19 protein-coding genes are annotated in these 23,983 nt (G+C 72.2%); 3 read left to right on the forward strand and 16 right to left on the reverse strand.

Annotated features, from left to right (window positions below):
- Positions 1 to 57 precede the first annotated feature (57 nt).
- From alaS to O7624_RS05435, 6 genes are all read right to left on the reverse strand, one after another.
- On the reverse strand, positions 58 to 2,736 hold the full coding sequence (alaS, locus tag O7624_RS05410; RefSeq protein ID WP_282239166.1) for an alanine--tRNA ligase: 2,679 nt from the start codon (positions 2,734 to 2,736) through the stop codon (positions 58 to 60).
- Positions 2,733 to 3,038 carry a hypothetical protein gene (locus O7624_RS05415; RefSeq protein WP_093404399.1) on the reverse strand — a complete coding sequence of 102 codons (306 nt, stop codon included), beginning with the start codon at positions 3,036 to 3,038 and terminating at the stop codon, positions 2,733 to 2,735. The genes alaS and O7624_RS05415 overlap by 4 nt, the downstream gene beginning before the upstream one ends.
- Positions 3,039 to 3,065: 27 nt before the next feature.
- Positions 3,066 to 3,527 (reverse strand): DUF948 domain-containing protein, encoded by a 462-nt coding sequence (locus O7624_RS05420; protein ID WP_093404402.1) that lies wholly within the window; start codon positions 3,525 to 3,527, stop codon positions 3,066 to 3,068.
- A gap of 138 nt (positions 3,528 to 3,665) precedes the next feature.
- Complete coding sequence (locus tag O7624_RS05425) at positions 3,666 to 4,382, reverse strand: hypothetical protein (RefSeq protein WP_282240549.1); 717 nt, start codon at positions 4,380 to 4,382, stop codon at positions 3,666 to 3,668.
- 2,324 nt (positions 4,383 to 6,706) lie between these two features.
- A complete protein-coding gene (locus O7624_RS05430) occupies positions 6,707 to 8,233 on the reverse strand; it encodes a replication-associated recombination protein A (protein WP_282239167.1) in 1,527 nt (508 codons plus the stop codon).
- Positions 8,234 to 8,308: 75 nt separating this feature from the next.
- Positions 8,309 to 8,518, reverse strand: coding sequence for a hypothetical protein (locus tag O7624_RS05435; RefSeq protein WP_093404409.1), 210 nt, complete (start codon positions 8,516 to 8,518; stop codon positions 8,309 to 8,311).
- Between the two features lie 117 nt (positions 8,519 to 8,635).
- On the opposite strand from O7624_RS05435, the gene O7624_RS05440 reads away from it, so the two are divergent.
- The gene (locus O7624_RS05440; protein WP_282239168.1) at positions 8,636 to 9,370 is read left to right on the forward strand and encodes a GNAT family N-acetyltransferase; all 735 of its coding nucleotides are present in this window, start codon (positions 8,636 to 8,638) and stop codon (positions 9,368 to 9,370) included.
- Here the strand turns inward: O7624_RS05440 and O7624_RS05445 are convergent.
- From O7624_RS05445 to O7624_RS05480, 8 genes are all read right to left on the reverse strand, one after another.
- Complete coding sequence (locus O7624_RS05445) at positions 9,328 to 10,701, reverse strand: MFS transporter (protein ID WP_093404412.1); 1,374 nt, start codon at positions 10,699 to 10,701, stop codon at positions 9,328 to 9,330. The genes O7624_RS05440 and O7624_RS05445 overlap by 43 nt on opposite strands.
- Positions 10,698 to 11,294: a helix-turn-helix domain-containing protein gene (locus O7624_RS05450; protein WP_282239169.1), complete on the reverse strand. Its 597-nt coding sequence runs from the start codon at positions 11,292 to 11,294 to the stop codon at positions 10,698 to 10,700. Before O7624_RS05450 ends, O7624_RS05445 begins: the two co-directional genes overlap by 4 nt.
- A 133-nt stretch (positions 11,295 to 11,427) precedes the next feature.
- Positions 11,428 to 12,246, reverse strand: coding sequence for a sugar nucleotide-binding protein (locus O7624_RS05455; protein WP_282240550.1), 819 nt, complete (start codon positions 12,244 to 12,246; stop codon positions 11,428 to 11,430).
- A gap of 113 nt (positions 12,247 to 12,359) precedes the next feature.
- Complete coding sequence (gene aspS, locus O7624_RS05460; protein ID WP_282239170.1) at positions 12,360 to 14,168, reverse strand: aspartate--tRNA ligase; 1,809 nt, start codon at positions 14,166 to 14,168, stop codon at positions 12,360 to 12,362.
- A 128-nt stretch (positions 14,169 to 14,296) separates the two neighbouring features.
- Entirely contained in the window at positions 14,297 to 14,968 is a 672-nt protein-coding gene (locus O7624_RS05465) for a hypothetical protein (protein WP_282239171.1), read from the reverse strand.
- Positions 14,969 to 15,071: 103 nt separating this feature from the next.
- Positions 15,072 to 16,121 (reverse strand): S1 family peptidase, encoded by a 1,050-nt coding sequence (locus O7624_RS05470; protein ID WP_282239172.1) that lies wholly within the window; start codon positions 16,119 to 16,121, stop codon positions 15,072 to 15,074.
- A 264-nt stretch (positions 16,122 to 16,385) separates the two neighbouring features.
- Positions 16,386 to 17,714: a histidine--tRNA ligase gene (gene hisS, locus O7624_RS05475; protein WP_282239173.1), complete on the reverse strand. Its 1,329-nt coding sequence runs from the start codon at positions 17,712 to 17,714 to the stop codon at positions 16,386 to 16,388.
- 87 nt (positions 17,715 to 17,801) lie between these two features.
- Positions 17,802 to 18,518: an MBL fold metallo-hydrolase gene (locus tag O7624_RS05480; RefSeq protein ID WP_093404430.1), complete on the reverse strand. Its 717-nt coding sequence runs from the start codon at positions 18,516 to 18,518 to the stop codon at positions 17,802 to 17,804.
- A gap of 246 nt (positions 18,519 to 18,764) precedes the next feature.
- On the opposite strand from O7624_RS05480, the gene O7624_RS05485 reads away from it, so the two are divergent.
- The gene (locus O7624_RS05485) at positions 18,765 to 19,700 is read left to right on the forward strand and encodes a peptidylprolyl isomerase (RefSeq protein WP_282239174.1); all 936 of its coding nucleotides are present in this window, start codon (positions 18,765 to 18,767) and stop codon (positions 19,698 to 19,700) included.
- 65 nt (positions 19,701 to 19,765) lie between these two features.
- The gene (locus O7624_RS05490) at positions 19,766 to 20,599 is read left to right on the forward strand and encodes a peptidylprolyl isomerase (protein ID WP_282239175.1); all 834 of its coding nucleotides are present in this window, start codon (positions 19,766 to 19,768) and stop codon (positions 20,597 to 20,599) included.
- A gap of 156 nt (positions 20,600 to 20,755) precedes the next feature.
- Here O7624_RS05490 and O7624_RS05495 read toward each other — a convergent pair whose 3' ends face one another.
- Positions 20,756 to 23,188 (reverse strand): bifunctional (p)ppGpp synthetase/guanosine-3',5'-bis(diphosphate) 3'-pyrophosphohydrolase, encoded by a 2,433-nt coding sequence (locus O7624_RS05495; protein WP_282240551.1) that lies wholly within the window; start codon positions 23,186 to 23,188, stop codon positions 20,756 to 20,758.
- 196 nt (positions 23,189 to 23,384) lie between these two features.
- Positions 23,385 to 23,951: an adenine phosphoribosyltransferase gene (locus O7624_RS05500; protein WP_093404441.1), complete on the reverse strand. Its 567-nt coding sequence runs from the start codon at positions 23,949 to 23,951 to the stop codon at positions 23,385 to 23,387.
- Between the last annotated feature and the right edge of the window lie 32 nt (positions 23,952 to 23,983).

Consider the following 23,983-nt stretch of genomic DNA (forward strand, 5'->3'; position numbering starts at 1 on the left):
CGACAAACGCGTCAGGGCGGACCGCGCCGGTCCGCCCTGATCCGCTGCGCTGACGACTCACGCGTCGGCGAGCGCCCGCTCGACCGTGAGCAACAGTCGAGGCACCTCCGACTCGGGCAGCCCGCCGCCCTGGGCCAGCTCGGGGCTGCCGCCGCCACGACCGGAGAACGCCGCCTTGACCAGCTCGTTCGCGGCGATGCCCCGGCTGCGGGCGGCCGGGTTCACCGCCACCACCAGCGACGCCTTGCCGTTGGCTCGGGCGGCCACCGCGACCACCCCGGGCCGGGACGCGTCGATCCGCCCCCGGATCTCCTGGGCGAGGGTACGCACGTCGTTGCCGGCCGCCCCCTCGGGCGCCTCGGTGCCCACGTAGGCGACCCCGTGCACGTCCTTGGCCTGGGCAGCGAGGGCCGCCGCGCCACCGAGCACCAGCTGCGCGCGTAGCTTCTCCAGCTCCTTCTCCGCGTCGCGCAGCTGGGTGACCGTCTGCTCGACCCGGTCGGCGACCTGCTCGGAGGGGACGCGGTACAGCTCGGCGAGGCGCGACACCAGCAGGTGCTCGCGGGCCAGGAAGTTGAACGCGTCCATCCCGACCAGCGCCTCGACCCGGCGTACGCCGGAACCGATTGACGACTCGGAAAGGATCTTGACCAGACCGAGCTGACCGGAGCGGGCCACGTGGGTGCCGCCACAGAGTTCGCGGGCGTAGTCACCGACCTCGACCACCCGGACATGCTCGCCGTACTTCTCGCCGAAGAGCGCCATGGCACCGATGCGCCGCGCCTCGTCCAGTGAGGTGATGAACGCGTGCACCTCCAGGTCGGCCAGCAGCACCTCGTTGACCTGCTGCTCCACGTCCCGCAGCACGCTGGGCGCCACCCCGGTGGCGGTGTTGAAGTCGAAGCGCAGCCGGCCGGGCGCGTTCAACGAGCCGGCCTGGGTGGCGGACTCGCCGAGGAAGTTACGCATCGTCTGGTGCACCAGGTGGGTGGCGGTGTGCGACCGGGAGATCGCCCGCCGCCGGCTGGTGTCGATCTCCGCGTAGCCGGTCTCCCCCGCGCGCACCTCACCGCGCAGCACCCGGGCCCGGTGCACGATCAGCCCCGGCACCGGCTGCTGCACGTCGAGGACCTCGACCTGGCCGCCGCCCACCGTGATCATGCCCAGGTCGGGCTGCTGGCCACCGCCCTCGGCGTAGAACGGGGTGGTGTCGAGCACCAGCTCGATGGTGTCGCCCTCGACGGCCGCCGCGCGCGCGCCGTCGGTGCCGAGCACCGCGCGGACCGTCGACTCGCGGGCCGTCTCGGTGTAGCCGGTGAAGGTCACCGGGCCGCCGGCGTCGAGCACCGACCGGTACGCCGACAGGTCGGTGTGCCCGGTCTTACGCGCCTGTGCGTCGGCCTTCGCGCGGGCCCGCTGGTCGGCCATCAGCCGGCGGAAGCCCTCCTGGTCGACGGTGAGCCCCTGCTCAGCGGCGATCTCCAGGGTCAGGTCGATCGGGAAGCCGTACGTGTCGTGCAGCTGGAACGCCTGCTCCCCCGACAGCGCGCCGCCCCCGGAACTGCGGGTCTGCGTGATCGCGGTGTCCAGGATCGTCGTACCGGCCCGCAACGTGGCCAGGAACGCATCCTCCTCGGCGTACGCGTACGCCGAGATCCGGTCGAAGTCCGCCGCCAGCTCCGGGTAGGACGGCGCCATGCAGTCCCGCGCCACCGGCAGCAGCTCCGGCAGCGCCCGCTCCTGCCAGCCGAGCAGCCGCACCGACCGGATCGCCCGACGCATGATCCGCCGCAGCACGTACCCGCGACCCTCGTTGGACGGGGTCACCCCGTCACCGATGAGCATCAACGCGGTACGCACGTGGTCGGCGATCACCCGCAGCCGCACGTCGTCCGGGTGTGACTGGTTGGCGGCGTGGCCCGAGTGCGCGCCGTACCGCTTGCCGGTCAGTTCGGCCGCACGGTCCAGGATCGGCCGAACCTCGTCGATCTCGTAGAGGTTGTCGACACCCTGCAGGATCGACGCCATCCGCTCCAGGCCCATGCCGGTGTCGATGTTCTTCGCCGGCAGCTCACCAAGGATCGGGAAGTTCTCCTTGTCGGTGCCCGGACCCCGCTCGAACTGCATGAACACGAGGTTCCAGAACTCCAGGTACCGGTCCTCGTCGACCTCCGGGCCGCCCTCCGCGCCGTAGGCCGGGCCCCGGTCGTAGTACAGCTCCGAGCACGGGCCGCACGGGCCGGGGATGCCCATGGACCAGAAGTTGTCCTTCTTGCCCCGGCGCACGATGCGCTCGTCGGGCACCCCGGTACGACGCCAGATGTCGTACGCCTCGTCGTCGTCGAGGTAGACCGTCGCCCAGATCCGCTCCGGATCCAGCCCGAACCCACCGGCCTCGACCGACTTCGTGGCCAGCTCCCAGGCGAGCGGGATCGCCCCGTCCTTGAAGTAGTCGCCGAAGGAGAAGTTCCCGTTCATCTGGAAGAACGTCCCGTGCCGGCTGGTCTTGCCGACCTCGTCGATGTCCGGCGTACGGATGCACTTCTGGACGCTGACCGCGCGCCGGTACGGCGGTGTCTGCTGACCCAGGAAGTAGGGGACGAACTGCACCATGCCGGCGTTGACGAACAGCAGGTTCGGGTCGCTGATGGCGGGCAGCGGAGCGGACGGCACCACGGTGTGACCGTTCGCCTCGAAGTGGGCGAGATACCGCCGCTTGATCTCCGCCGTCTTCATCGCTGGTGTTCCTCCGGAAAGATCTCTCGGTCGCCGACACGCGGGTCCTCCCGCAACTCGGCGAACTGGTCGTCGAACGCCTCGCCCTGGGCGAACGCCTCGTGGATCTCGTGCTCCCGCTCGGCCATCCCGGCGCGTACGTCCGCCACGAAGCTACGCAGTTCCTCGACAAGGCCGCCAGCGGATTGCGACAGGTTGTCGGCGATGCCGGCCGGGGTGTACGCGTGCGCGGCGCGGGTCGCCTTGCGCACCACCACCACGCCGACGGCCAGCCCGATGCCCAGCCAGAAAAGACGCCTCATGCTCGTACCTCCCGGGTGCCTTCGGGGTCAGCGGTTCCCGCGCCGGGCGGCGCGCCGCTGAGCCTTGATGGTGTCCCGCACCTCGCGCTCGGTCTCGGCGTGCCGGCGGGTGGCGGCGGCCTTGCGCACGCCGTACCCGAACGCGGCCACCTTGACCAGCGGGTTGGCCGCGGCGGCGGAGACCACGGTGACCAGGTTGGCGACGTTGGCGCTGATGTTCTGCGCGTGACCGGTCATCGTGTCGACCTTGGCCAGTTGGAGGTTGACCCCGTCGATCGAGGTCTGGACCTGCTCCAACGTCACGTTGACGTTGCGTACCGTGGTGTTGACGTCACCGAGCAGGGGCCCCGTCCGGTCGTTGAGGTCGTTGATCATGCGGGTGGTGGCGTCCACGGTGTGTCGCAGACGCAGGATGGGCAGCGTCAGGATCAGCACCAGCATCGCGAACGCGATCGCCGCGATCAGCGCCGCGACCTCCAAAAAGCCCACGCCAGTCCTCCTCAAACTGTGCGGTCGGGGCGCAGCGCCCCGAGCCGCACGACCGTCTCGCCCACGTCAACGTCGAGTGCCCGGCCGACCGCCGGTCACCACCAGCACCTGACCCTACCGTCCGTGATGACGATCGGCTCAGGACGGTGGTGACGGCGTCAGGTCGCTCAACGGGTCGTCGGTAAGTGTCGGGAAGGGATCCTCACCGGTCAGCGAGGGATCGGTGCTCGGCTGTGGCCGCGTCCGCTCGTCGTCGATCGCGTTGCGCACCTTCACCGACACCAACGATCCGGGGCACTCCTGCGCCGCGGTGGACGGGTCGGGAGCCGGCACCACCGCGGGCTCGCCGTCCACGGGTGGCGGCACGCAGGTCCGTTCCCGTACCCAGAGGTCGAGGGTGAGCTCGTCCCGCCGCCAGCAGGTGTAGCTGCCCTTCTCCTCCTGCTCCGGGCAGTAGTTGGGCGTCCACCGCTGCCAACCGTCGCGGGTCAGCGCGGCCTCGTACGCCTGGGCCGTCTCGTCCGGCGACCGGTCGGAGGTGGCGGTCCGTTCCCGCAACCGGCAGTCGAGCAGGCACCACTGGCTGCCGCTGACGTCATCGACCGGTTCGACCGAGGCCCAGGACGGCACCTCCAGTTCGTCAAGCGAGGCGAAGACCGGATCCCGGTTCATCGTCTGCACCCCGAAGAACGCGGGGAGAACGCCGAGCAGGAGGACACTGGCCAGCACCAGCACGGCGGCGCGCAGCCGCGGGGAACCTGGCGGCTGGCGGCGCGACTCACCACCGTCGCCGGTCTGGTCGCCCTCGGGCCGGTCGACGTCGGCGGCCGGCGGCACCTCGGCACGTCGGGCCATCGGCTCCGCCCCGGGATGCCCGGCCGGATCAGCCGGTGCCACGGCAGCCGCGGCGCGGGCCACCGCCGGAGCCTCACCGCCGCGCCCGGGAGGCACCGGCGGAGGCCCGGAGGGTTCGGGACGCGCCGGATGCCGGTGCGGTGGCGTGGCCCGGCCGGCGAGCCGGTCCTCCGGTCGAACCGGGGCGCCGGCTCGAGCCGTGACCGGCGGACCGATCGGACCGGTGCCGGCACCTCGGACGGGGTCAGCCGGGCCACCGCCGGCGGAGCCGGCATCGGGCCGGTGCGGGCCAGCATCGGGCCGGTGCGGGCCGCGGGCGGGGCCGGACGGCGGGCCACCCGGGCGACCGGCCGGGCCGTCGGGGCGGGCCGCACCACGCGCCGGTCCCACCGGCGGACCGTCAGGCCGGGCCGCACCACGCGGCGGAACCCCCGGCGCACCACCGGGCCGCGCGACGCCAGGCGGCGGGCCGACGGGTGGGCCGTCCGGACGCGCCGCACCACGCGGCGGAACCCCCGGCGCACCACCGGGCCGCGCGACGCCAGGCGGCGGGCCGACGGGTGGGCCGTCCGGGCGCGCCGCGCCGCGGGGCGGAGTTCCGGGCGGGCCCTCGGGACGCGCCGCACCACGGGGCGGGCCGTCGGGCCGGGCGGCCGGGCCGGTGGGACCGATCCGGGGCAGGGCGCCGGCCCGACCGGTTGGCTCAGGTCCGCCCGGGCCCGGGGCAGGGCCGGTCGGCGGAATGGGACGGCCCGGTCCAGCCGGTGGCCCGTCGGCGCGGCGGGCGGGCCCGGCACCCGGACGTTCCGGACCCGGCTCGACCCCGCGTCCATCGGCCGGTGCGGTGCCCGCGTTCGGCCGACGGGGCGGGCCGCCGGCTTCCGTGCCACGGCGGTCGCCGATCGTCGGCGTACCGCCGGACGGCGTGCCGACCACGCGGCCGGACGGTGCGGTGGGTCGCTTGCTGATCGTGGGCAACGCCGGGTCGGTGTGGTGCGGTCGACCGGCCTGCCGGAGCCAGTCGGACGGCCGCTCCGGCCGACTGGAGCGGCCCTCGGCCGGCCGCCCACCGCCGGCTGGCGTCTCGGCAGCGGCACCCGCTACGTGCCGTCCGGACGGCTCCTCGGCCGCCGCGCGCCGGCCCCGGGTCGGTGTGTCCTCCTCGTCGGCCGCGCGGCGTGCCCGCGGTGGCTCGGGTAGCCCGTCAGCAGGTCGGCTATCGAACGGCGGCTGCGGTTCGGGTGGCCTCCGACGGCCCGACGCCGCGTCGGCGGCGCCCTCGGGCCCGACCGCGCCGGGTGCGGTCCGGCGGTCCCGGTCGGCGCCGATCGGTGCGCCGGACTCCTCGCGACGAACGGGTGCGGGCTGCGCGGGCCCAGCGGCCGGACGGCCGGACGGCGCACCGGGGATCGGTGGCGCGTTGCCGGACAGCGGCACCACTGGCCGGTCCTCCTCCGGCTCGGCGGCCCGGCGGCGGCCAGCTCGCCGACCGCCCGCCGGCGCGCCGCCCGGCCGACCGACGGCGGGCGTCATGCCCGGCGCCGCCGGGCCGTGGGCGGTGTCCGGCGATGCCGGGAGAGGTTCGGTCGACGGCAGGCGGCGCGGGCCGGCCGGCGCGGCGTTCGGCCGGACGCCGGGCAGGCGCCGCTGCCCGGGCGGACCCGACACCGGGCTCGCCGGCGCACCCGACACCGGGCCCGCGGGCGGCCAGCCCGGGACGGTCGGTGCGCCGGAGACCGGGCCGGCCTCGGGAACCGGCCTGGGGCCGTCGCCCGGAACCGGCTCACCGGAATGTGGCCGCCGGGCGGGCGGCCCGGCGGCTGGCGGCTGCTGCGGCCAACCGGCCGGCGGGGTGTTCGGCGGGTCGGGCTCGTGACGGGCGGCGGGCGGCGGTGCAGCGGCGAACGGCGGGGGGGCCGGGAGCCGTCCGCCGGGCGGGCCGGCAGGCGGCCGGGCAGCCGGATTACCCGGCCAGGGGCCGTCGACCGGACGCGCTCGTGGTGGTTCGGCCGGGCCGCGGCCGGGTGGCGGCGCTACCGGAGCGTCCGGCCCCGGGTGGTTGACCGGCGTGGGGCCGGGCCGCATGGCTGGCTGCGGACCGGATCGCTCGGGACCGCTGCGTGCAGCGGCGGACGGATCGACGGCGGCGCCGTCGGGGCCCAGCTCGGTGCGCTGCTGCTTGGCCGAACGCAGGTCGTCGATCCAGCCGAAATCCTCGCCGCTCCCCGTTTCCTCCGGGGCGGCGGCCTCGGACTTGCCCCGACCCCAGCGACGACCCTTGCCGCGCCGCGCGTCCGGGCTCTCGTCCGGTCGGTCCGACGATTTCACTGTTGACCCCTCCCGTCGGCGCTCGCGCCGACCTCTTCGGCCACCTGGGCTGCCGTGGCCGTACGACCGTCGTCATCGTCCCCCCCGGACGACGTCGGCCGGGCCGGCCGACCGCCCTTTGCCGGCTCATCCGTGCGGGCAGGAGTGGACAGCCCGCGGACGATCCGGCGTAGCAACGGCAGCCGGCCGGCCACCGATCGCTCCGCGCCGTGCTGACTCGGTCGGTAGTAGTCGGTGCCGACCAGGTCGTCGGGCACGTACTGCTGGGTGACCACGCCCCGCTGGTCGTCATGCGGATAGCGGTAGCCGATGCCGTGCCCGAGCCCCCGGGCACCGGAGTAGTGGGCGTCGCGCAGGCCCCGGGGCACCGGCCCGCCCCGGCCGGAGCGCACGTCGGCGATCGCCGCCCCGATCGCGGTGGTCGCCGAGTTCGACTTCGGTGCGGTGGCCAGGTGGATGACGGCCTGAGCGAGATTGAGCTGCGCCTCGGGCAGGCCGACGTACTCCACCGCGTGGGCCGCGGCGGTCGCCACACCGAGCGCCGCCGGGTCGGCCATGCCGACGTCCTCGCTGGCGAAGATCACCAACCGCCGCGCGATGAACCTGGCATCCTCCCCGGCGACCAGCATCCGGGCCAGCCAGTGCAGCGCCGCGTCCACGTCGGAACCGCGCATGCTCTTGATGAAGGCGCTTGTCACGTCGTAGTGGGCGTCCCCCGCCCGGTCGTAGCGGACGGCTGCGGTGTCCACCGCGCGTTCGGCGGTGGCCAGGTCGATCTGGTCCTTGCCCAGCGCGGTCGTCGAGGCGGCCGCCGCCTCGAGCGCGGTGAGCGCCTTGCGGACGTCCCCGCCGGCCAACCGGATCAGGTGCTCCTCCGCCTCGGCGGCGAGGGTGAGCGCCCCGCCCAGGCCGCGCTGGTCGACCAGCGCGCGGCGCAGCAGCCCGCGTACCGCAGCGTCGTCGAGGGGCCGAAGGGTGAGCAGCACGCACCGCGAGAGCAGTGGGGAGATGACCGAGAAATACGGGTTCTCGGTGGTGGCCGCCAGCAAAGTGACCGTCCGGTCCTCCACCGCCGCGAGCAGCGAATCCTGCTGGGTCTTGCTGAACCGGTGCACCTCGTCGATGAAGAGCACCGTCGGCGGGCCACCCGAGCGCCGCTGTCGCCGCGCCGTGTCGATCACCGCACGGACGTCCTTCACCCCGGCGGTCAGCGCGGACATCGCGACGAACCGCCGGTCCGTCGCGGTGGCGACCAGGTGGGCGATAGTGGTCTTGCCGCTGCCCGGCGGCCCCCAGAGGATGACCGACATCGGTGCGCTGCCGGTGACCAGCTGGCGTAGCGGCGCACCGGGAGTGAGCAGGTGTTCCTGGCCGACCAGCTCATCGATACCGGCCGGGCGCATCCGGACCGGCAGCGGCGCGTCCGGCCCGGCCGGGGTGAAGCCGCCGACACCACCGAAACCCGCCTGCGCACCGGGTGCTGCGGCGGGTTCACCGAGGGTGAAGAGGGCGTCGGACTCCATCACGAGAACAGTACCGGGCTCGGCCGACTTCGCCGGAATCGCGCCGTCGGCCGAGCCAGGGGTGATCGTTACCGGTCAGCCGCGGCCCGGGCGGCGACCCCGGTACCAGCGACCACCGCCGCCACCCGGCCCCCGGCCGACGCCGGCCAGATAGAGCGAGAGCAGCAGCAGACCGATCAGCACCAGGGTGTTCCAGTTGAACAGGTCCGGTGCGCCGAGTTTGGTGTCCAGCAGGTCGAGCAACAGGGCGAAGCCGAAGACGACGGCCGCAGCGATGGCGAGCATGACGTTCCTCCGGTGGGGGTTCCAGTAGGTCGGCGCGGGATGTACCCGATCGGTCGGCTCGCCAATCTCCACGGTGGATCACGCGACTCCTCCCCACCCGCCGCCTACGCTGACGACATGATCAACGCCGACGAGGTCCTCGATGGGCGGGGCGCCATCCTGGCCGCGACGGGCCGCCATCCCTTCGTGCGGCACTCGCTGCCGATCCACGAACCGGCGCAGGGCTGGCGACGCGCCGGGACCGTGTGCTGGCTGCTCACCGTCGAGCAGGGGCCGATCGGTGGCGTGATCGGCCCGTCTGACACGGCGATCGACCTGGTCAGCACGCTGGTCACGGATGGCAGGTTGGGTGCCGGAAGGTGGCTGCACCTGCCCCGTACGGATCCGGCGCCGCTCGGTCCGGCCGTGGCCGGGTACGAGGACTGGGATTTTCTCTGGACGACAGGTGCGCCGCCGGCACAACCCGGCGAGGAGCGGGTGGTACGACTGACCGAGGCGGACCACCCGGCCCTGACGGCGCTTATCGACGAGGCGTTCCCGACCAGCACCGCCCGTCCGGGCAGTCCGCAGGTGCGCGGCTGGTACGGCATCCGCGACGGTGACCGGCTAGTCGCCTGCGGCGCCGACCGGACCCGGGGCGAGGTCGGTTTCCTCGCCGGACTGGCGGTGGCGCCGTGGCACCGGGGGCGCGGTCTCGGTGCGGCGATCACCGCCGGGATGACCCGGGTCCTGCTGGACCGGTACGGCATGGTGGCGCTGGGCGTCTACCCGAGCAACGTGACGGCGATCCGGCTCTATCGGCGGCTCGGCTACGCCGACACGTTCCCGCTCACCTCGGTCCGCTTCGTCTGATCGTCGGTGGGGCCGTCGGCGATCCTTCCTGCCCGGTCTGCGACCGGTTCGTCGACGATCGGTTCTGCCTGGTCGGCGGGCGGCCTGGGTTGGCCGGCGACCCGGCCCGCCCGCCAGGCGGGCAGGTACAGCGGTGCGGCGACCGCCAGCGCGACCGCACCGACGAGCATCGCCGTGCTCACCCCGGCCCGGTCGCCGATGAAGCCGAGCAGCACGCCGCCGAACGCACCGGCCGGCATGGCCACCATCGAATTCACCGAGATCACGCTGGTCCGGTACGGGCCGTCGACCTGCCGGTGCAGCAGTCCCATGTGCAGCGGGTTCGACGCGCCGTGCACGGCATGGCAGGCGAAGAAGGCGATCAGCACGCCGACCGGTCCGGCGAGCAGGGCCATCGCGACCACGGTGACGCCCTGCACGATCCGCAGCAGCGCGGCGCCGGGTGCGGCACCGAGCCGGCGGATGAGCAGCGGAGTGAAAGCCGCGCCGGCCGCGGAGGCCAGCCAGGCGATGGTGCTCGCCGGGCCGAGCAGGGCGGCTGCCCGGTCGGCGTCGCCGATCACCTCGGCCAGCCGGATCGGCAGCAGGCTCTCGAAGGTGACCATCCCGAAGCCCCAGAACAGCTCCACCGCGACCAGGGCGAGCAGCACCCGGGACCGGCGCAGCAGGCCGAACGCCTCGCCGACCATGCGGGGTGCGGCCCGGACCGAGGCCCGCACCGCACCGGGCCCGCTCGCCGGTCGCCGTTCCACCAGCAGGGTCAGCAACGCCAGCAGCGAAACCCCCTGCAGACCGAGGGCGGCCAGCACCGGCGTGGTCAGGGCACTGACCGGACCCAGCGGACCGAGCGCGACCAGACCGCCGCTGAGCAGCGCACCGGCCGCGATGCTCAGGCCGAGCACGGTGCCACCGTGACCGAGACCCTTCTCGTACGCGGCATCCGGGTCGACGGCCAGGGTGCTGTCCACGTACCAGGACTCCAGCGGGCCACTGTCCAGGGCACGGAACACGCCCTGCAACGCCCAGACGATGGCCAGCAGGGCGAACGAGTCCGCCACCACCAGCAGACCCAGTGAGACGAGGCTAACCGAACCGGCCGCCACCAGCACCGGCTTGCGGCCCAACGCGTCGGCGAACCCACCGGTCGGCAACTCCAGGGCGAGCACCACCACCCCCTGGGCGGCGGCGGCCAGACCGATCTGGGTCAGGGTCAGGCCCCGCTCCTGCATCAGCAGGATCACCACCGGGATCAGCAGGCCGGTCGGTAGCCAGCGCAGACCGTGCAGAACCAGGAAACGACGCCGGATCTGGCGTACGGACAGCTCGCTCACGGCTTCCTCCCGAGCAGCAGCGGGAAGGAGGCGAGGAAGATCTGCACCTGCTCGGCACCGGGCTCATCCGGATCGGCCCCGGCCCGGTAGCGCTCCAGGATGCGCCACAGCTCCTGCTGCAACTCGGTCAGCCGGGCCGCCGGAATGGTCAGGAAGGCATCGCTCATACCGAAGGCGTCCCGCCATTCGGGTGACCACTCGTCGCGGACGGCGAACCATCGCTCGGTGTGCTCGACGAAGAGGCGGACCTGCTCGGCCTGGATCCACTCCATCGCGGCCCGGGCATCGGGGTCGTTGTCGAAGTCGGTGTTCTCCCAGTTGGTCACGTCATGGGCGGCCCGCCACCAGCGCTGTCGCCCGGTGCCCCGGTCAGGCTCCTCGACGACCAGGCCGACCTCGGCCAACTGGCGCAGGTGATAGCTGGTCGCGCCGGTGTTGCTGTCGAGCAGTCCGGCGAGGGTGGTCGCGGTGGCCGGTCCCTTGACCCGCAGCGCGCCGAGCAGCCGGGCCCGCAGTGGATGCGCCAGCACCCGGACCTGTCGGTGATCGATGCGGACCTGTCGCGGCGGTGGTCGACGCTCTCCCTCGGTCATGGATGCACAATATCTGTGCACAACTATTATGCACAATAGTTGTGCACAGCTGCCGTCGGTGCATGGTGGGTGGCGGCCGATGAGCGGTGCCGTCTGCGCCCAGCTGCGCTTCAGGCGGCCGTCACCGGTGTACTCAACGGCCGGTGGAAGCGGCGAAAAGCTCCGAGACACCGCGCAGTCGGGTACGGAGCAGACTGGCGGCGCGGAAGGAGTCGAGGCGCACCTCGGTGGGCCGCGCCACGCCGGCACCGGTGGTGGTCTTCAGGCCGGCCGGGTCGATGCCCTCCCGGCGGGCCACCAGCAGGCCCAGTTCCGCCCGGCTCACCGCGTCCGGGCCCGCCACGTTCAGCGGGCCGGCGACGTCGGTGCCCACCAGTTCCAGCACGGCGGCGGCGAGGTCGCCGACGTCGATCGGGCAGCGCAGCTCATCGGTGAACAGGGTCGCCCGACCGGCCAGGGCGTCCCGGCAGAGCTGGATCTGCTTGCTGCCCTCGCCGAGGATCAGCGAGGTGCGCACCAGCACGGCTTCCGGGTCGATCACCCGCACCGCCGTCTCCGCAGCCGCCTTCGCCGCCCCGTACGGAAAGATCGGCGTCGGCGGATCGTCGTCGGCGTACGCCTCGGGTCGCCCGGCGTGCAACGCGTCGCTGGAGATGTGCACCAAGCGGGCACCCGCCCGCGCGGCGGCGTACGCGACGTGCGCCGCCCCGTCAGCGGTGACCGCCCAGTCGCCGTACCGGTAGGGAGTGGCGACCACGGCGTCCGGGCGCACCGCCGTGACCAGGTCGACCACCGCGGCCCGGTCGGTCACGTCCAGCCGACGCACCTCGACACCCGCCACCCCGACCTCACCCGAGTGACACGTCCCCACCACCGACCACCCGCGCGCCACCGCCCTGCCGCACACCTCCCGCCCCAGGAACCCACTCCCACCCACCACCAACACCCGCACCCGCGCCACCGCCCTCTCCCCGCCTGTTGACCAAGAAGTTTGCGTCACCAGGACGCCCAGATCATGACGCAAACTTCTTGATCAACGGGGCCCGGCACCGGGGTGGGGATGGGTCAGGTGGGGTCGGATACGGGGGCGGCGGGGCCGGCGGTGCCGGGGTGGGACGGGGGCTGCTGGGGCTTGGGCTTGGCGTCGATGCCGGCCTCGGTGCGCTGCTGGGCGGTGATCGGCGTGGGTGCGCCGGTCAACGGGTCGAAGCCGCCCCGGGTCTTCGGGAAGGCGATCACCTCACGGATCGAGTCGGCCCCGGCGAGCAGCATGCAGACCCGGTCCCAGCCGAACGCGATACCGCCGTGCGGCGGCGGGCCGTAGCTGAACGCCTCCAGCAGGAAGCCGAACTTGTCCTGTGCCTCCTCGGGCGTGATCCCGAGCAGGTCGAACACCCGCTGTTGCACGTCACGGCGGTGAATACGGATCGAACCGCCGCCGATCTCATTGCCGTTGCAGACGATGTCGTACGCGTACGCCAGAGCCCGGTCCGGTGCCTCCTCGAACCGGTCGACCCACTCGGAGTTCGGCGAGGTGAACGGGTGGTGCACAGCAGTCCATCCCCCCTCGTCGGTCTTCTCGAACATGGGGGCGTCGACCACCCAGCAGAACGCCCAGGCGCTCTCGTCGACCAGGCCGGCCCGCTTGGCGATCTCGATGCGGGCCGCACCGAGCAGCTCCTGCGCCTCCCGGGTTTGCGGGCTGGCCGCGAAGAAGATCGCGTCGCCCGGCTTGGCACCGACCGCGTCCGCCAGCCCGGCCAGGTGCTCCGCCGACAGGTTCTTCGCCACCGGCCCGCGTGCCTCGCCGGTCTCGGCGTCGAGCACCACGTAGGCCAGGCCCTTGGCGCCCCGCGCCTTGGCCCAGTCCTGCCAGCCGTCCAGCTCCTTGCGGGTCTGGGACGCGCCACCGGGCATGACCACCGCGCCCACGTAGCCACCCGCGTCGATCGCCCCGGCGAACACCCGGAACGCGGTACCCCGCAGGTAGTCGGTCAGTTCGGTCAGCTCGACGCCGTAGCGCAGGTCCGGCTTGTCCGAGCCGTACCGGGCCATCGCGTCGTGCCAGGTGATCCGTGGGATGGGCCGGGGGATCTCGTGGTCGGCCAGCTCCGACCAGAGCGCGGCGACGATCGCCTCACCGAGGTCGATCACATCGTCCTCGGTGACGAACGACATCTCGATGTCCAGCTGGGTGAACTCCGGCTGCCGGTCGGCCCGGAAGTCCTCGTCGCGGTAGCAACGGGCGATCTGGTAGTAACGCTCCATCCCGCCGACCATCAGCAACTGCTTGAACAGCTGCGGCGACTGCGGCAGCGCGTACCAGCTGCCCGGCTGAAGGCGCACCGGCACCAGGAAGTCGCGGGCGCCCTCCGGCGTGGACCGGGTCAGCGTGGGCGTCTCGATCTCCAGGAAGTCCCGCTCGTGCAGCACCGTACGAGCCAGCTGGTTGGCGCGTGACCGCAGCCGCATGGCGCGCGCCGGTCCGCCGCGCCGCAGGTCGAGGTAGCGGTACTTGAGCCGGACGTCGTCCCCGGCCACCACCTGGTCGTCCACCGGCAGCGGCAGCGGCGCGGCCTCGGAGAGCACCTCCAGCTCGGCCGCCGTCACCTCGATCTCGCCGGTGGGCAGCTCCGGGTTCTCGTTACCCTCGGGCCGCCGGGTGACCTCACCGACGACCTTGACGCAGTACTCGTTGCGCAGCGCGTGCGCGTCCTCCTCCCGGAGGACCACCTGCACCACGCCCGAGCCGTCGCGCAGGTCGACGAAGATGACACCGCCGTGGTCGCGCCGGCGGGCCACCCACCCGGCGAGCGTCACCGTGGTGCCGGCGTCCGTCGCGCGCAGGCTGCCGGCGTCATGGGTACGGATCACGACGTGCGTCTCCCTCGTCTTGCCCTACGTCTGCTCCCCGGCATTCTGTCAGCACCCGCCCGTCGACGTTCCCCGGGTACGCGGACCAGCACCCTTGTCGACACCTGCGGTGACGGACGGACGCTCCGTCAGCGCGTCCGGCTCACCGACACGACCCTCGGGTCCACGGAGTAGCGGCGCGCCACGTCGTCGGCGTCGCCCGCGGTGGCGCCGGGATCGAACAGCACCTCCAGGCACGAGCTGTGCGGCCCGTCGAACCCGAAGCCGGCGATGACGTGATCGGGATCGAAGCGGCGGCTGTCGCGGGTCAGCTCGTCGACGGATGCGTCCGGCCGCACGCACACCATCACCTCGGGCTGGGTACCGCCCCAGGCCATGGCCGGCGCCGATGCGCCGATGGTGAGCAGAAGAGTCGCCCCCACGCCGATCACGGTGGCCCGACCGAGCGCCGACCTGCTCGCCGGAAAGGCCCCGAGGGCCGGCCGGCTCGACGGCAGGGCCACCGCGCCGAGAGCGGCCAGGACGTACGCCCACAGCGCCCGCTTGTCCGCCGTGTCGTACAGGGCCAGCGCGACGACGCCGGCGCCGATGGTCTGGGTGACCAGGGCGACCACCCGGAATTCCGGCTGGTCGACAACCGCCGCGGGTATCGCGGCGAGCACACCGAGCACCAGGAGCAGCCCGACGAACCAGGACGCGTTCCATTCACGACGCGCGTCCACGGCGAGCAGCACCCAGGCCGACACCTGCCCGCCCACGAAGATCGGCGCGCGTAACTGCGCCAGGAGTCGTACGACCATCGGTCGACCGTAGTTGATGAAACCTGATCCGGAACAGCGGTGCGGGCCGCCGGAGGAGGAATCCGGCGGCCCGCTGGCGGAGGAGATTCTCCCGGTGGGCTGGTCAGAAGACGCTGACGCCGTAGCGGCTCAGCGCCTCGGTGACCGGCTGGAAGAAGGTGGTGCCGCCGGTACGGCAGTTGCCGCTGCCGCCGGAGGTCAGGCCGAGCGCGGTGCTGCCGCTGAACAGAGAGCCGCCGCTGTCGCCGGGCTCGGCGCAGATGTTGGTCCGGATCAGACCGCTGACCCGCCCCTCGGCGTAGTTGACCGTGGCGTTGAGCGCGGTCACCGAACCGCTGCGCAGGCCGGTGGTGCTGCCGGAGCGCTGCGCCGACTGACCGACGTACGCGTTGCCGGCGCCGGTGATGTCCCGGTAGCTGCCGTTGTAGAGGTAGACGTTGCCGGCCGCGTTGCCCGAGTTGTTGTGCCGGACGATGCCGTAGTCGTTGCCCGGGAAGCTGGTGCCCGCACGGGTACCCAGCAGCGAGGTCTGGCCCGAGTTGCTGTACCAGCTCGACGAGATGTTCGTGCAGTGCCCGGCGGTGAGGAAGTAGTAGGTGCTGCCGCTGCGCACGTTGAAGCCGAGCGAGCAGCGCCCGCCACCGCCGGCGTAGATGGCCTGGCCGCCGGAGATCAGGGTGCTCAGCGGGGCGGCCCCGGCCTCGATGCGCACCGCGCCGTTGGTGCGCGCGGCGGCGGCCTTCACCTGCTCCAGCTTGGCGCCGGTGACGGTGGTGTCGACGGAGATGACGACCTGGTTGGTGACCGGGTCGGTCCACCAGGCGGTGCCGGGGATGTTGACGGAACGCTCCAGCACGGCGGTGGCGCGGTTCAGCTCCGCGGCACCGCGCTTGACGACCTTGACCTTGGCGCCGGCGGCGGCCGCCTGGCGGGCGGCGGCGACGTCGGTGACGGCGACGACCATCTTGCCGCTGGCGTCGGCGTAGGTGCCGGCGGCGCGGTCTCCGAGCCGGTCGGCGAGCGCGGCGGCGGCGTCGGGCGAGACGCTCCCGGGTGCCGCCTGGGCGGGGGTGCCGGCCAACACGCCGGCGACCAGGGTTCCTGCCGCGGCTACGGTGACGACACGGCGGAGCATTGACCTCGTGGGTCGCATGTAACAGCCTCCCGACATGGGGGATGAGGCCCTGTCACGTCGACAGGGACGGGGGCAGCTCGACCACCTGGGGAAATGGCCAAGCGATGGAAAGTATTCACATATTTAAGATCGTTAACAAGACCTGGCTATGCCCGAATTCACCCACCGGCAATCCGTAACAGGGAGGACACATACGAAGACCGGGGTGTCACACGGCCAGTACGACCTCCGTGTGACACCCCGGACCGGGAAAGCGATCTCAGGGTTACGGCAGCACCGCGCTCAGCTCACCAGTGGCTTGAGATCCGCGCGAGGCGGCGTCCACTCCCCCGGCGCGGCGGCCACCTGCTCGCCGGAACGGATGTCCTTGACCTCGTCGGGGTTGCCGCCCGCACCCGGGAACCAGACGTACGGGATGCCACGCCGCTCGGCGTACCGGATCTGCTTGCCGAACTTCGCCGCGCTCGGCGACACCTCGGCCGGGATCCCCCGGGACCGCAACGCCCCGGCGACGGAGTCGCTTGTCGCCCGCAGCTCCTCGTTGGTGACCGCGACCAGCACGCACGTCGGCACCGCCCGCGACACGGACAGCGCGCCCGCGCCGAAGAGCAGCCCGAGCAGGCGGGTCACGCCGATCGAGATGCCCACCCCGGGGAAGCGGGCGTTGCCCGCGCTGGCCAGGTTGTCGTACCGACCGCCGGAGCAGATCGACCCGAACCGCTCGTACCCGATCAGCTGCGTCTCGTAGACGGTGCCGGTGTAGTAGTCCAGACCCCGGGCGATACGCAGGTCCGCCACGCAGAGACCCGGCGCGTGCGCGGCGGCGGTCTCCACCACCCGGACCAACTCCTCGACCCCCTCGTCGAGCAGCGGATCACTGACCCCGAGCGCGCGCACCGCGTCAGCGAAGGAGGCGTCCGGCGCGGAGATCTCGGCAAGTGACAGCACCGCCTTGGCCTGTGCCTCGCTCGCCCCGGCGGTGGTCGCCAGCAGCTCCGTGACACCGACCGGGCCGATCTTGTCGAGCTTGTCGACCGCGCGCAGCGCCGCCTCCGGATCGGTCAGACCGATGCCCCGGTAGAAGCCCTCACAGATCTTGCGGTTGTTGACCTGGATGCGGATCGGCGGGATCGGCAACGACCGCAGCGCGTCGCCGACGACGAGCGGCATCTCCGCCTCGTGGTGCACCGCGAGGGTGTCCCGGTCGACGATGTCGATGTCGGCCTGGAGGAACTCCCGGTAACGCCCCTCCTGCGGGCGCTCACCGCGCCACACCTTCTGGATCTGGTAGCGGCGGAACGGGAAGTTCAGCTTGCCGGCGTTCTCCAGCACGTACCTCGCGAACGGCACGGTCAGGTCGAAGTGCAGGCCGAGGGCGTCGTCACCGGCCGGGCCCTCCGGTTCACCGTGCAGCCGTCGGATCACGTAGACCTCCTTGGAGGTCTCCCCCTTACGCAGCAACTGGTCCAACGGCTCGACCGCCCGGGTCTCCAGCGGCGCGAAGCCGTACAGCTCGAAGGTCGACCGGATCCGGTCCAGCACGTACTGCTCGATCATCCGTTGGGCGGGCGTCCACTCCGGGAAACCGGAGATGGGCGTGGGCTTGCTCATGACGTACTCCCTCGGCAGCCGCGCGCTGCGCGGCAGAGTCTGCTGACGATCCCGCGCGGTCCGCGCGGTGCGGTCTCGACGCGACCGTTACAGGCCGCGGGTGGGTGCCGGTCGCGCGCCGCCCAGCTCCGCCACCTCGACGAGGTACGGGTTGGTGGCGCGCTCGCGGCCGATGGTGGTCGTGGGGCCGTGCCCGGGCAGGACGACGGTGTCGTCGGCCAACGGGAGGATCTTGTCCCGCAGGCTGGTGACCATCGTCGGCATGCTGCCGCCCGGCAGGTCGGTGCGGCCGATCGAGCCGGCGAAGAGCACGTCACCGGAGAGGCAGAGTTGCTCCGCCTCCCAGGGCGAGCCGGCGCCGGGCAGCCGGAAGAGCACCGACCCGCCGGTATGGCCGGGCGCATGGTCGACGGTGATCTCCAGCCCGGCGAGGGCGAGCGTCGTACCGTCGGCCAACTCGGCCACGTCCTCGGGCTCGGCGTACGGCAGTCGCCCGCCGAAGAGCTGCGTCAGTTCCATCGACAGCGCCTTCGTCGGATCCGCCAGCAGCTCCCGGTCGTCCGGGTGCACGTACGCGGTGATTCCGCGCGCCCCGCAGACCGGCGCCACGGAGAAGGTGTGGTCGAGGTGCCCGTGGGTGAGCAGCACCGCGGCCGGGTGCAGACGATGCTCGGCGAGCAGCGCGTCGAGCCGGTCGACCACCCCGATACCGGGATCGACCACCACGCACTGTTCCCCCGGCCCGGTGGCGACCACGTAGCAGTTGGTGCCGAAGGCGTCCGCGGGAAAGCCGACCACGAGCACGTCCGCTCCCCTTTCCGTCGAGTCGTCCTCTCCGGCAGCCTACCGGCGTCGCCGGCCGACCGGCCCGACCCGCCGGCCCCCCGGGTGAGGCACTGACGGAGCCCGATGTAGAAGGGCACCGACCTCGTACACCACTTTCCCAGCCGGTACCCGTACACTCTGGCGGGCGTGTGGCGTGGCACACCTGCCGCCCGACAGGTACACGACCACCGGGTGACGACCAGGGTAGAGGAAAGGGGAGCACGGGTGGCTTCCAGCAGGGACCGGCAGCGCAAACTGGCGCGGGCCAAGCTCGACCGGCAACTGGCCCGCCGGGCCGCCGCCGCCAGGCGTCGCCGACGCATCCAGGCCGGTGTCGGCACCGCCCTGATCCTCGTGCTGGTCGTCGCCGGCTCGGCGTGGGCCCTCGGCGCGTTCGACAGCGAGCCGACCGAGGACACCGCGGCCGACGAGGTCTGCCTCTGGACCCCGCAGAACACCGAGGGCAACGCCAACCTCAAGGATGTCGGCGAGCCCCCGACCACCGGGCTGCCGGTCACCGGCACCCGGCCGATGACGATCACCACCAACCAGGGTGCGCCGATCTCCGTCGAGCTGGATCTTGCCAGCGCCCCGTGCGCCGCGGCCAGCATCACCCACCTGGCCAGCCAGTCGTTCTACGACAACACCAAGTGCCACGAGATCACCGCCGACGGCGCGGTGCGCTGCGGCGATCCCAGCGGCACCGGTCTGGGCGGCCCGGCCTACTCGTTCTACGACGAGAACGTGCCGACCGCGCCGGAGGCGTCGCCGCAGCCGAGCCCGTCCCCGGACGATCCACCGACGTACCCCAAGGGCACGGTCGCGATGATCTCGAACCCGCCCGGGGCCAACGGCAGCCAGTTCCTGATCTTCTTCAAGGATTTCACCACCGTCGAGCCGAAGTTTCCGATCATCGGCCGGGTCACCGAGGGCCTCGACGTCGTCGAGAAGATCGGCGCCCTGCCGACGGTGGACAATGGGGCCGGGGAGAAGGTCAAGCCGGAGAATGACGACGTGGTCATCCAGAGCCTGACCGTCGGCGAGCCCGTGCTGGATCCGGCGTCGTCCGCCGATCCCGCGCCCTCGGGCACGCCGGAGTCCTCCGGCACACCGAGTCCGGCGGCCTCGGGCGACCCCGAGGCCAGCGCCAGCGCCGGCTGACCACGGGCGGCCGGGCCCCAACCCCACCGCAGCGGCATCCACATACAGTCCAGGAGGATCGAGGCGTGACGTCCACCAGAGAGCGGCAGCGCGCGGCGGCCCGCGCCCGGCTCGAGAAGGAGATGGCCGAGCGGGCCGCTCGGGCCCGTAAGCGCCGCCAGACGCAGGCGGTCGTCGGGGCCGGCGTGGTCCTGCTGCTGGTGGTCGCCGGCACCGCCTGGCTCGCCAGCAACGTGCTCGGCGACGACAGCGGCACCGACAACGCGGCCCAGGACGCGAACTCCGTGCAGTGCGACTGGGTCGAGATGCCCGACGGCGAGCGCACCCCGCAGGTCAAGGACGTCGGGCTGCCGGACACCCAGCAGAGCAAGGTCGGCGTCCAGACCATGACGATCACCACGAACCTCGGCCCGATCACCGCCCGGATCGACAGGTCCGCGGTGCCGTGCACGGCGGGCAGCTTCACCCACCTGGCCGAGCAGAACTTCTTCGACAACACCAAGTGCCACCGGCTGGTGACCGAGGGCATCAAGGTGCTCCAGTGTGGCGACCCGAGCGCCACCGGCGAGGGCTGGCGGGACACCGACGGCACCGGCGGTCCGAGCTACCGCATGGCGGAGGAGAACCTGCCGGCCGACAAGCGGCCGCCGTACCCGGAGGGCGTCATCGCGATGGCCAACTCGGGCCAGCCGTCCAGCAGCGGCAGCCAGTTCTTCATCGTGTACGGCGATTCGCCGCTGGACCCGAACTACACCGTCCTCGGCACCATTACCGGCGGAATGGACATCGTGAAGGATGTCGCGGCGGCCGGTGACGACGGCGCGTTCGCTCAGCAGGCCGGCGGCGGTCACCCCAAGAAGGAGGTCGTCATCACCGACCTCACCATGACCGACGCCTGACCCCCGAACCACCCGAAGCGCCCGTCGGCCCCGCCGACGGGCGCTTCGCTCACTCCCCCCAGCCCGGTTCCCGCCTTGGTTGATCAAGAAGTTTTGGTCTCGATCCGGCCGGATCGAGACCAAAACTTCTTGATCAACAGGGTCAGGGTGGGTGGGTTAGGCGCCGGAGGTTACGCGGTAGGCGTCGAAGACGCCGTCGACCTTGCGTACCGCCGCCAGCAGGTGCCCTAGGTGTTTCGGGTCGGCCATCTCGAAGCTGAACCGGCTCACCGCCACCCGGTCGCGGGTGGTGGTGACGGTGGCGGAGAGGATGTTGACCCGCTCCTCGGAGAGCACCCGGGTGACGTCCGCCAGCAGCTTGTGCCGGTCGAGCGCCTCCACCTGGATCGCCACCAGGAACGTCGAGGCGGAGGTGAGTTTCCAGTTCACCTCGACCACCCGCTCGCCCTGGGCGCGCAGGTCCTCCGCGTTGGCGCAGTCGTCGCGGTGCACGCTCACCCCGCCGGAACGGGTCACGAAACCGAAGACCGAGTCCGGCGGGACCGGGGTGCAGCAGCGGGCCAGCTTGATCCACACGTCGCTGACCCCGCGTACGACCACACCTGGGTCGTGGCTGGAGGCGCGGCTGCGCGGCGGGCGGGTGGCCACGGCGGTCTCGGCGATGTCCTCGGCCGCGCCCTCCTCCCCGCCGTAGGAGGCCATCAACTTCTGCACCACCGACTGGGCGGAGACCTGACTGTCGCCGACGGCCGCGTACAGCGACGCCACGTCGGCCAGGTGCAGGTCCCGGGCGATCGCCATCAGGTTGTCGGAGGTGAGCATCCGCTGCAACGGCATGCCCTGCTTGCGCATCGCCTTGACGATCGCGTCCTTGCCCTCCTCGATCGCCTCCTCGCGGCGCTCCTTGTTGAAGTACTGCCGGATCTTCGTCCGCGCCCGGGGGCTCTTGACGAAGCCGAGCCAGTCCTGAGTCGGGCCGGCCGTGTCGGACTTCGAGGTGAAGATCTCGATCACGTCGCCGTTGGACAGGGTCGACTCCAGCGGCACCAGCTTGCCGTTGACCCGCGCCCCGATGCACTTGTGCCCCACCTCGGTGTGCACCGCGTACGCGAAGTCCACAGGCGTCGACCCCGTCGGCAACGGGATCACGTCGCCCTTCGGGGTGAAGACGTACACCTCCTGGCTGGACAGGTCGAACCGCAACGCGTCCAGGAACTCGCTCGGGTCGGCGGCCTCCCGTTGCCAGTCCAGCAGCTGCCGCAGCCAGGTCATCTCGTCGATGTGGGCGGGCGGGCCGACGATCTGGGTGCCCTTGTGCTCCTTGTACTTCCAGTGCGCCGCGATGCCGAACTCCGCCGTACGGTGCATCGCGTACGTGCGGATCTGCATCTCCACCGGCTTACCGGTGGGACCGATCACCGTGGTGTGCAGCGACTGGTACATGTTGAACTTGGGCATGGCGATGTAGTCCTTGAACCGGCCCGGCACCGGCTGCCAGTTCGCGTGGATCACCCCCAGCGCCGCGTAGCAGTCCCGCACCGTGTCGACCAGGATGCGTACGCCCACCAGGTCGTAGATGTCGTTGAAGTCCCGCCCCCGCACGATCATCTTCTGGTAGATCGAGTAGAGGTGCTTCGGCCGGCCGGTGGTCTCCGCCTTGATCTTGGCGGCCTTCAGGTCGGTCTGCACCTTCTGCGTCACCTGCCGCAGCAACGCCTCCCGCTGCGGCTGGTGCTCCCCGATCAGCCGGTTGATCTCCTCGAACCGCTTCGGGAACAACGTCCCGAACGCCAGGTCCTCCAGCTCCCACTTGATCGTGTTCATACCGAGCCGGTGGGCCAGGGGGGCGAGGATCTCCAGCGTCTCCTTCGCCTTCTGCTCCTGCTTCGGGCGCGGCAGGAAGGTAAGCGTCCGCATGTTGTGCAGCCGGTCGGCCAGCTTGATCACCAGGACGCGCGGGTCCTTGGCCATGGCGACGACCATCTTGCGGATCGTCTCGGCCTTGGCCGCGTCACCGAGCTTGACCTTGTCGAGCTTGGTGACCCCGTCGACCAGCAGGGCGACCTCGCCACCGAAGTCGGACCGCATCTGGTCGAGGGTGTACTCCGTGTCCTCGATGGTGTCGTGCAGCAGCGCCGCGACCAGGGTGGTGGTGTCCATGCCCAGGTTCGCCAGGATGGTCGCCACCGCGAGCGGGTGGGTGATGTAGGGGTCGCCGGACTTGCGGTACTGCCCGGAGTGCCAGCGCGCCGCCGTGTCGAAGGCCCGCTGCAACAGCCGCGCGTCGGCCTTGGGGTGATTCTCCCGGTGCGACGCGATCAGCGGCTCCAGCACCTCGCTGACCTGCGAGGACTGCCATGGCGCGTTGAACCGGGCCAACCGGGCCCGGACCCGCCGTCCGGTGGGCGCGTGGGACAGGCCGAATCCACCGGCCGCCGAGGAATCGCCGTCCCCGGAGCCGGCGGCCGGACGAGCCGGGTCGCCGGTCCGCTGCGCCGCGCCCGACCCGCCACCCGGCGCCGCCGCGGCGCCGTTGCGGTCGGTCAGCGAGCCCTCCGCGTCACCTGTCGGGTGCACCGTGCCCTCCACCGGAGGAACGACCTCGTGGGACACCGGCCTCCTCACCGCTCGCCGGGACGACACCGACCGTGCGCCGGCCGGTCTGGTCTAGCGCCGCACAGGCGGGTAACCGCCCGGTCAGCAATGGGCAATGCTACCCCCACCCGGGGTGCCGTGCCGCTCCGCCGGACGGACCGTGCCGGGCCCGTCCGGGGCCGTTGACGCCTCAAACGGTCAACAGGGCATGCACGGGACGCGGGGCCAGTCGGTCGCGCCCGCCGAGGAAGGACAGCTCCAGCAGCACGGTGAAACCCGCCACCGTGCCACCCGCTCGCTCCACCAGATCCAACGTGGCCGCCGCCGTGCCGCCGGTGGCGAGCACGTCGTCGACCACCAGCACCCGGTGACCGGCGGTGAAGGCGTCCTGGTGCACTTCGAGCGTGGCCTCGCCGTACTCCAGCTCATAGGAGGCGGCGTACGCCGGCCGGGGCAACTTGCCGGCCTTGCGCACCGGCACCACCCCGACTCCGGTCGCGTACGCGATCGCGGCGGCGACCACGAACCCGCGCGCCTCGATGCCGACCACGGCGTCGAAGGACTCCCGCCCGTGGTACGCGACGATCCCGTCGATCACGTCCCGGAAGGCGTCACCGTCGGCGAACAACGGCATCAGGTCCTTGAACATGACGCCGGGCTTGGGAAAGTCAGGCACGTCGAGCACCCGGCTGGCCACCAGCCGGGCCACCTCCGGCCCGCTGTCCCCGCGTACTCCGGTGCTGTGGGTCTCCGTCACGACAGTTCCGCTTCCCTTCCACACGACGGCGG

It is taken from the genome of Verrucosispora sp. WMMD1129 (assembly GCF_029581255.1).
GTDB classification, from domain to species: domain Bacteria; phylum Actinomycetota; class Actinomycetes; order Mycobacteriales; family Micromonosporaceae; genus Micromonospora; species Micromonospora sediminimaris.

Bases quoted from the DNA above. Each gene is read 5' to 3' on its own strand.
- alaS (WP_282239166.1), bottom strand. From the start codon at position 2,736: ATGAAGACGGCGGAGATCAAGCGGCGGTATCTCGCCCACTTCGAGGCG.
- O7624_RS05415 (WP_093404399.1), bottom strand. From the start codon at position 3,038: ATGAGGCGTCTTTTCTGGCTGGGCATCGGGCTGGCCGTCGGCGTGGTG.
- O7624_RS05425 (WP_282240549.1), bottom strand. From the start codon at position 4,382: ATGGCCCGACGTGCCGAGGTGCCGCCGGCCGCCGACGTCGACCGGCCC.
- O7624_RS05430 (WP_282239167.1), bottom strand. From the start codon at position 8,233: ATGGAGTCCGACGCCCTCTTCACCCTCGGTGAACCCGCCGCAGCACCC.
- O7624_RS05435 (WP_093404409.1), bottom strand. From the start codon at position 8,518: ATGCTCGCCATCGCTGCGGCCGTCGTCTTCGGCTTCGCCCTGTTGCTC.
- O7624_RS05440 (WP_282239168.1), top strand. From the start codon at position 8,636: ATGATCAACGCCGACGAGGTCCTCGATGGGCGGGGCGCCATCCTGGCC.
- O7624_RS05450 (WP_282239169.1), bottom strand. From the start codon at position 11,294: ATGACCGAGGGAGAGCGTCGACCACCGCCGCGACAGGTCCGCATCGAT.
- O7624_RS05465 (WP_282239171.1), bottom strand. From the start codon at position 14,968: ATGGTCGTACGACTCCTGGCGCAGTTACGCGCGCCGATCTTCGTGGGC.
- O7624_RS05470 (WP_282239172.1), bottom strand. From the start codon at position 16,121: ATGCGACCCACGAGGTCAATGCTCCGCCGTGTCGTCACCGTAGCCGCG.
- hisS (WP_282239173.1), bottom strand. From the start codon at position 17,714: ATGAGCAAGCCCACGCCCATCTCCGGTTTCCCGGAGTGGACGCCCGCC.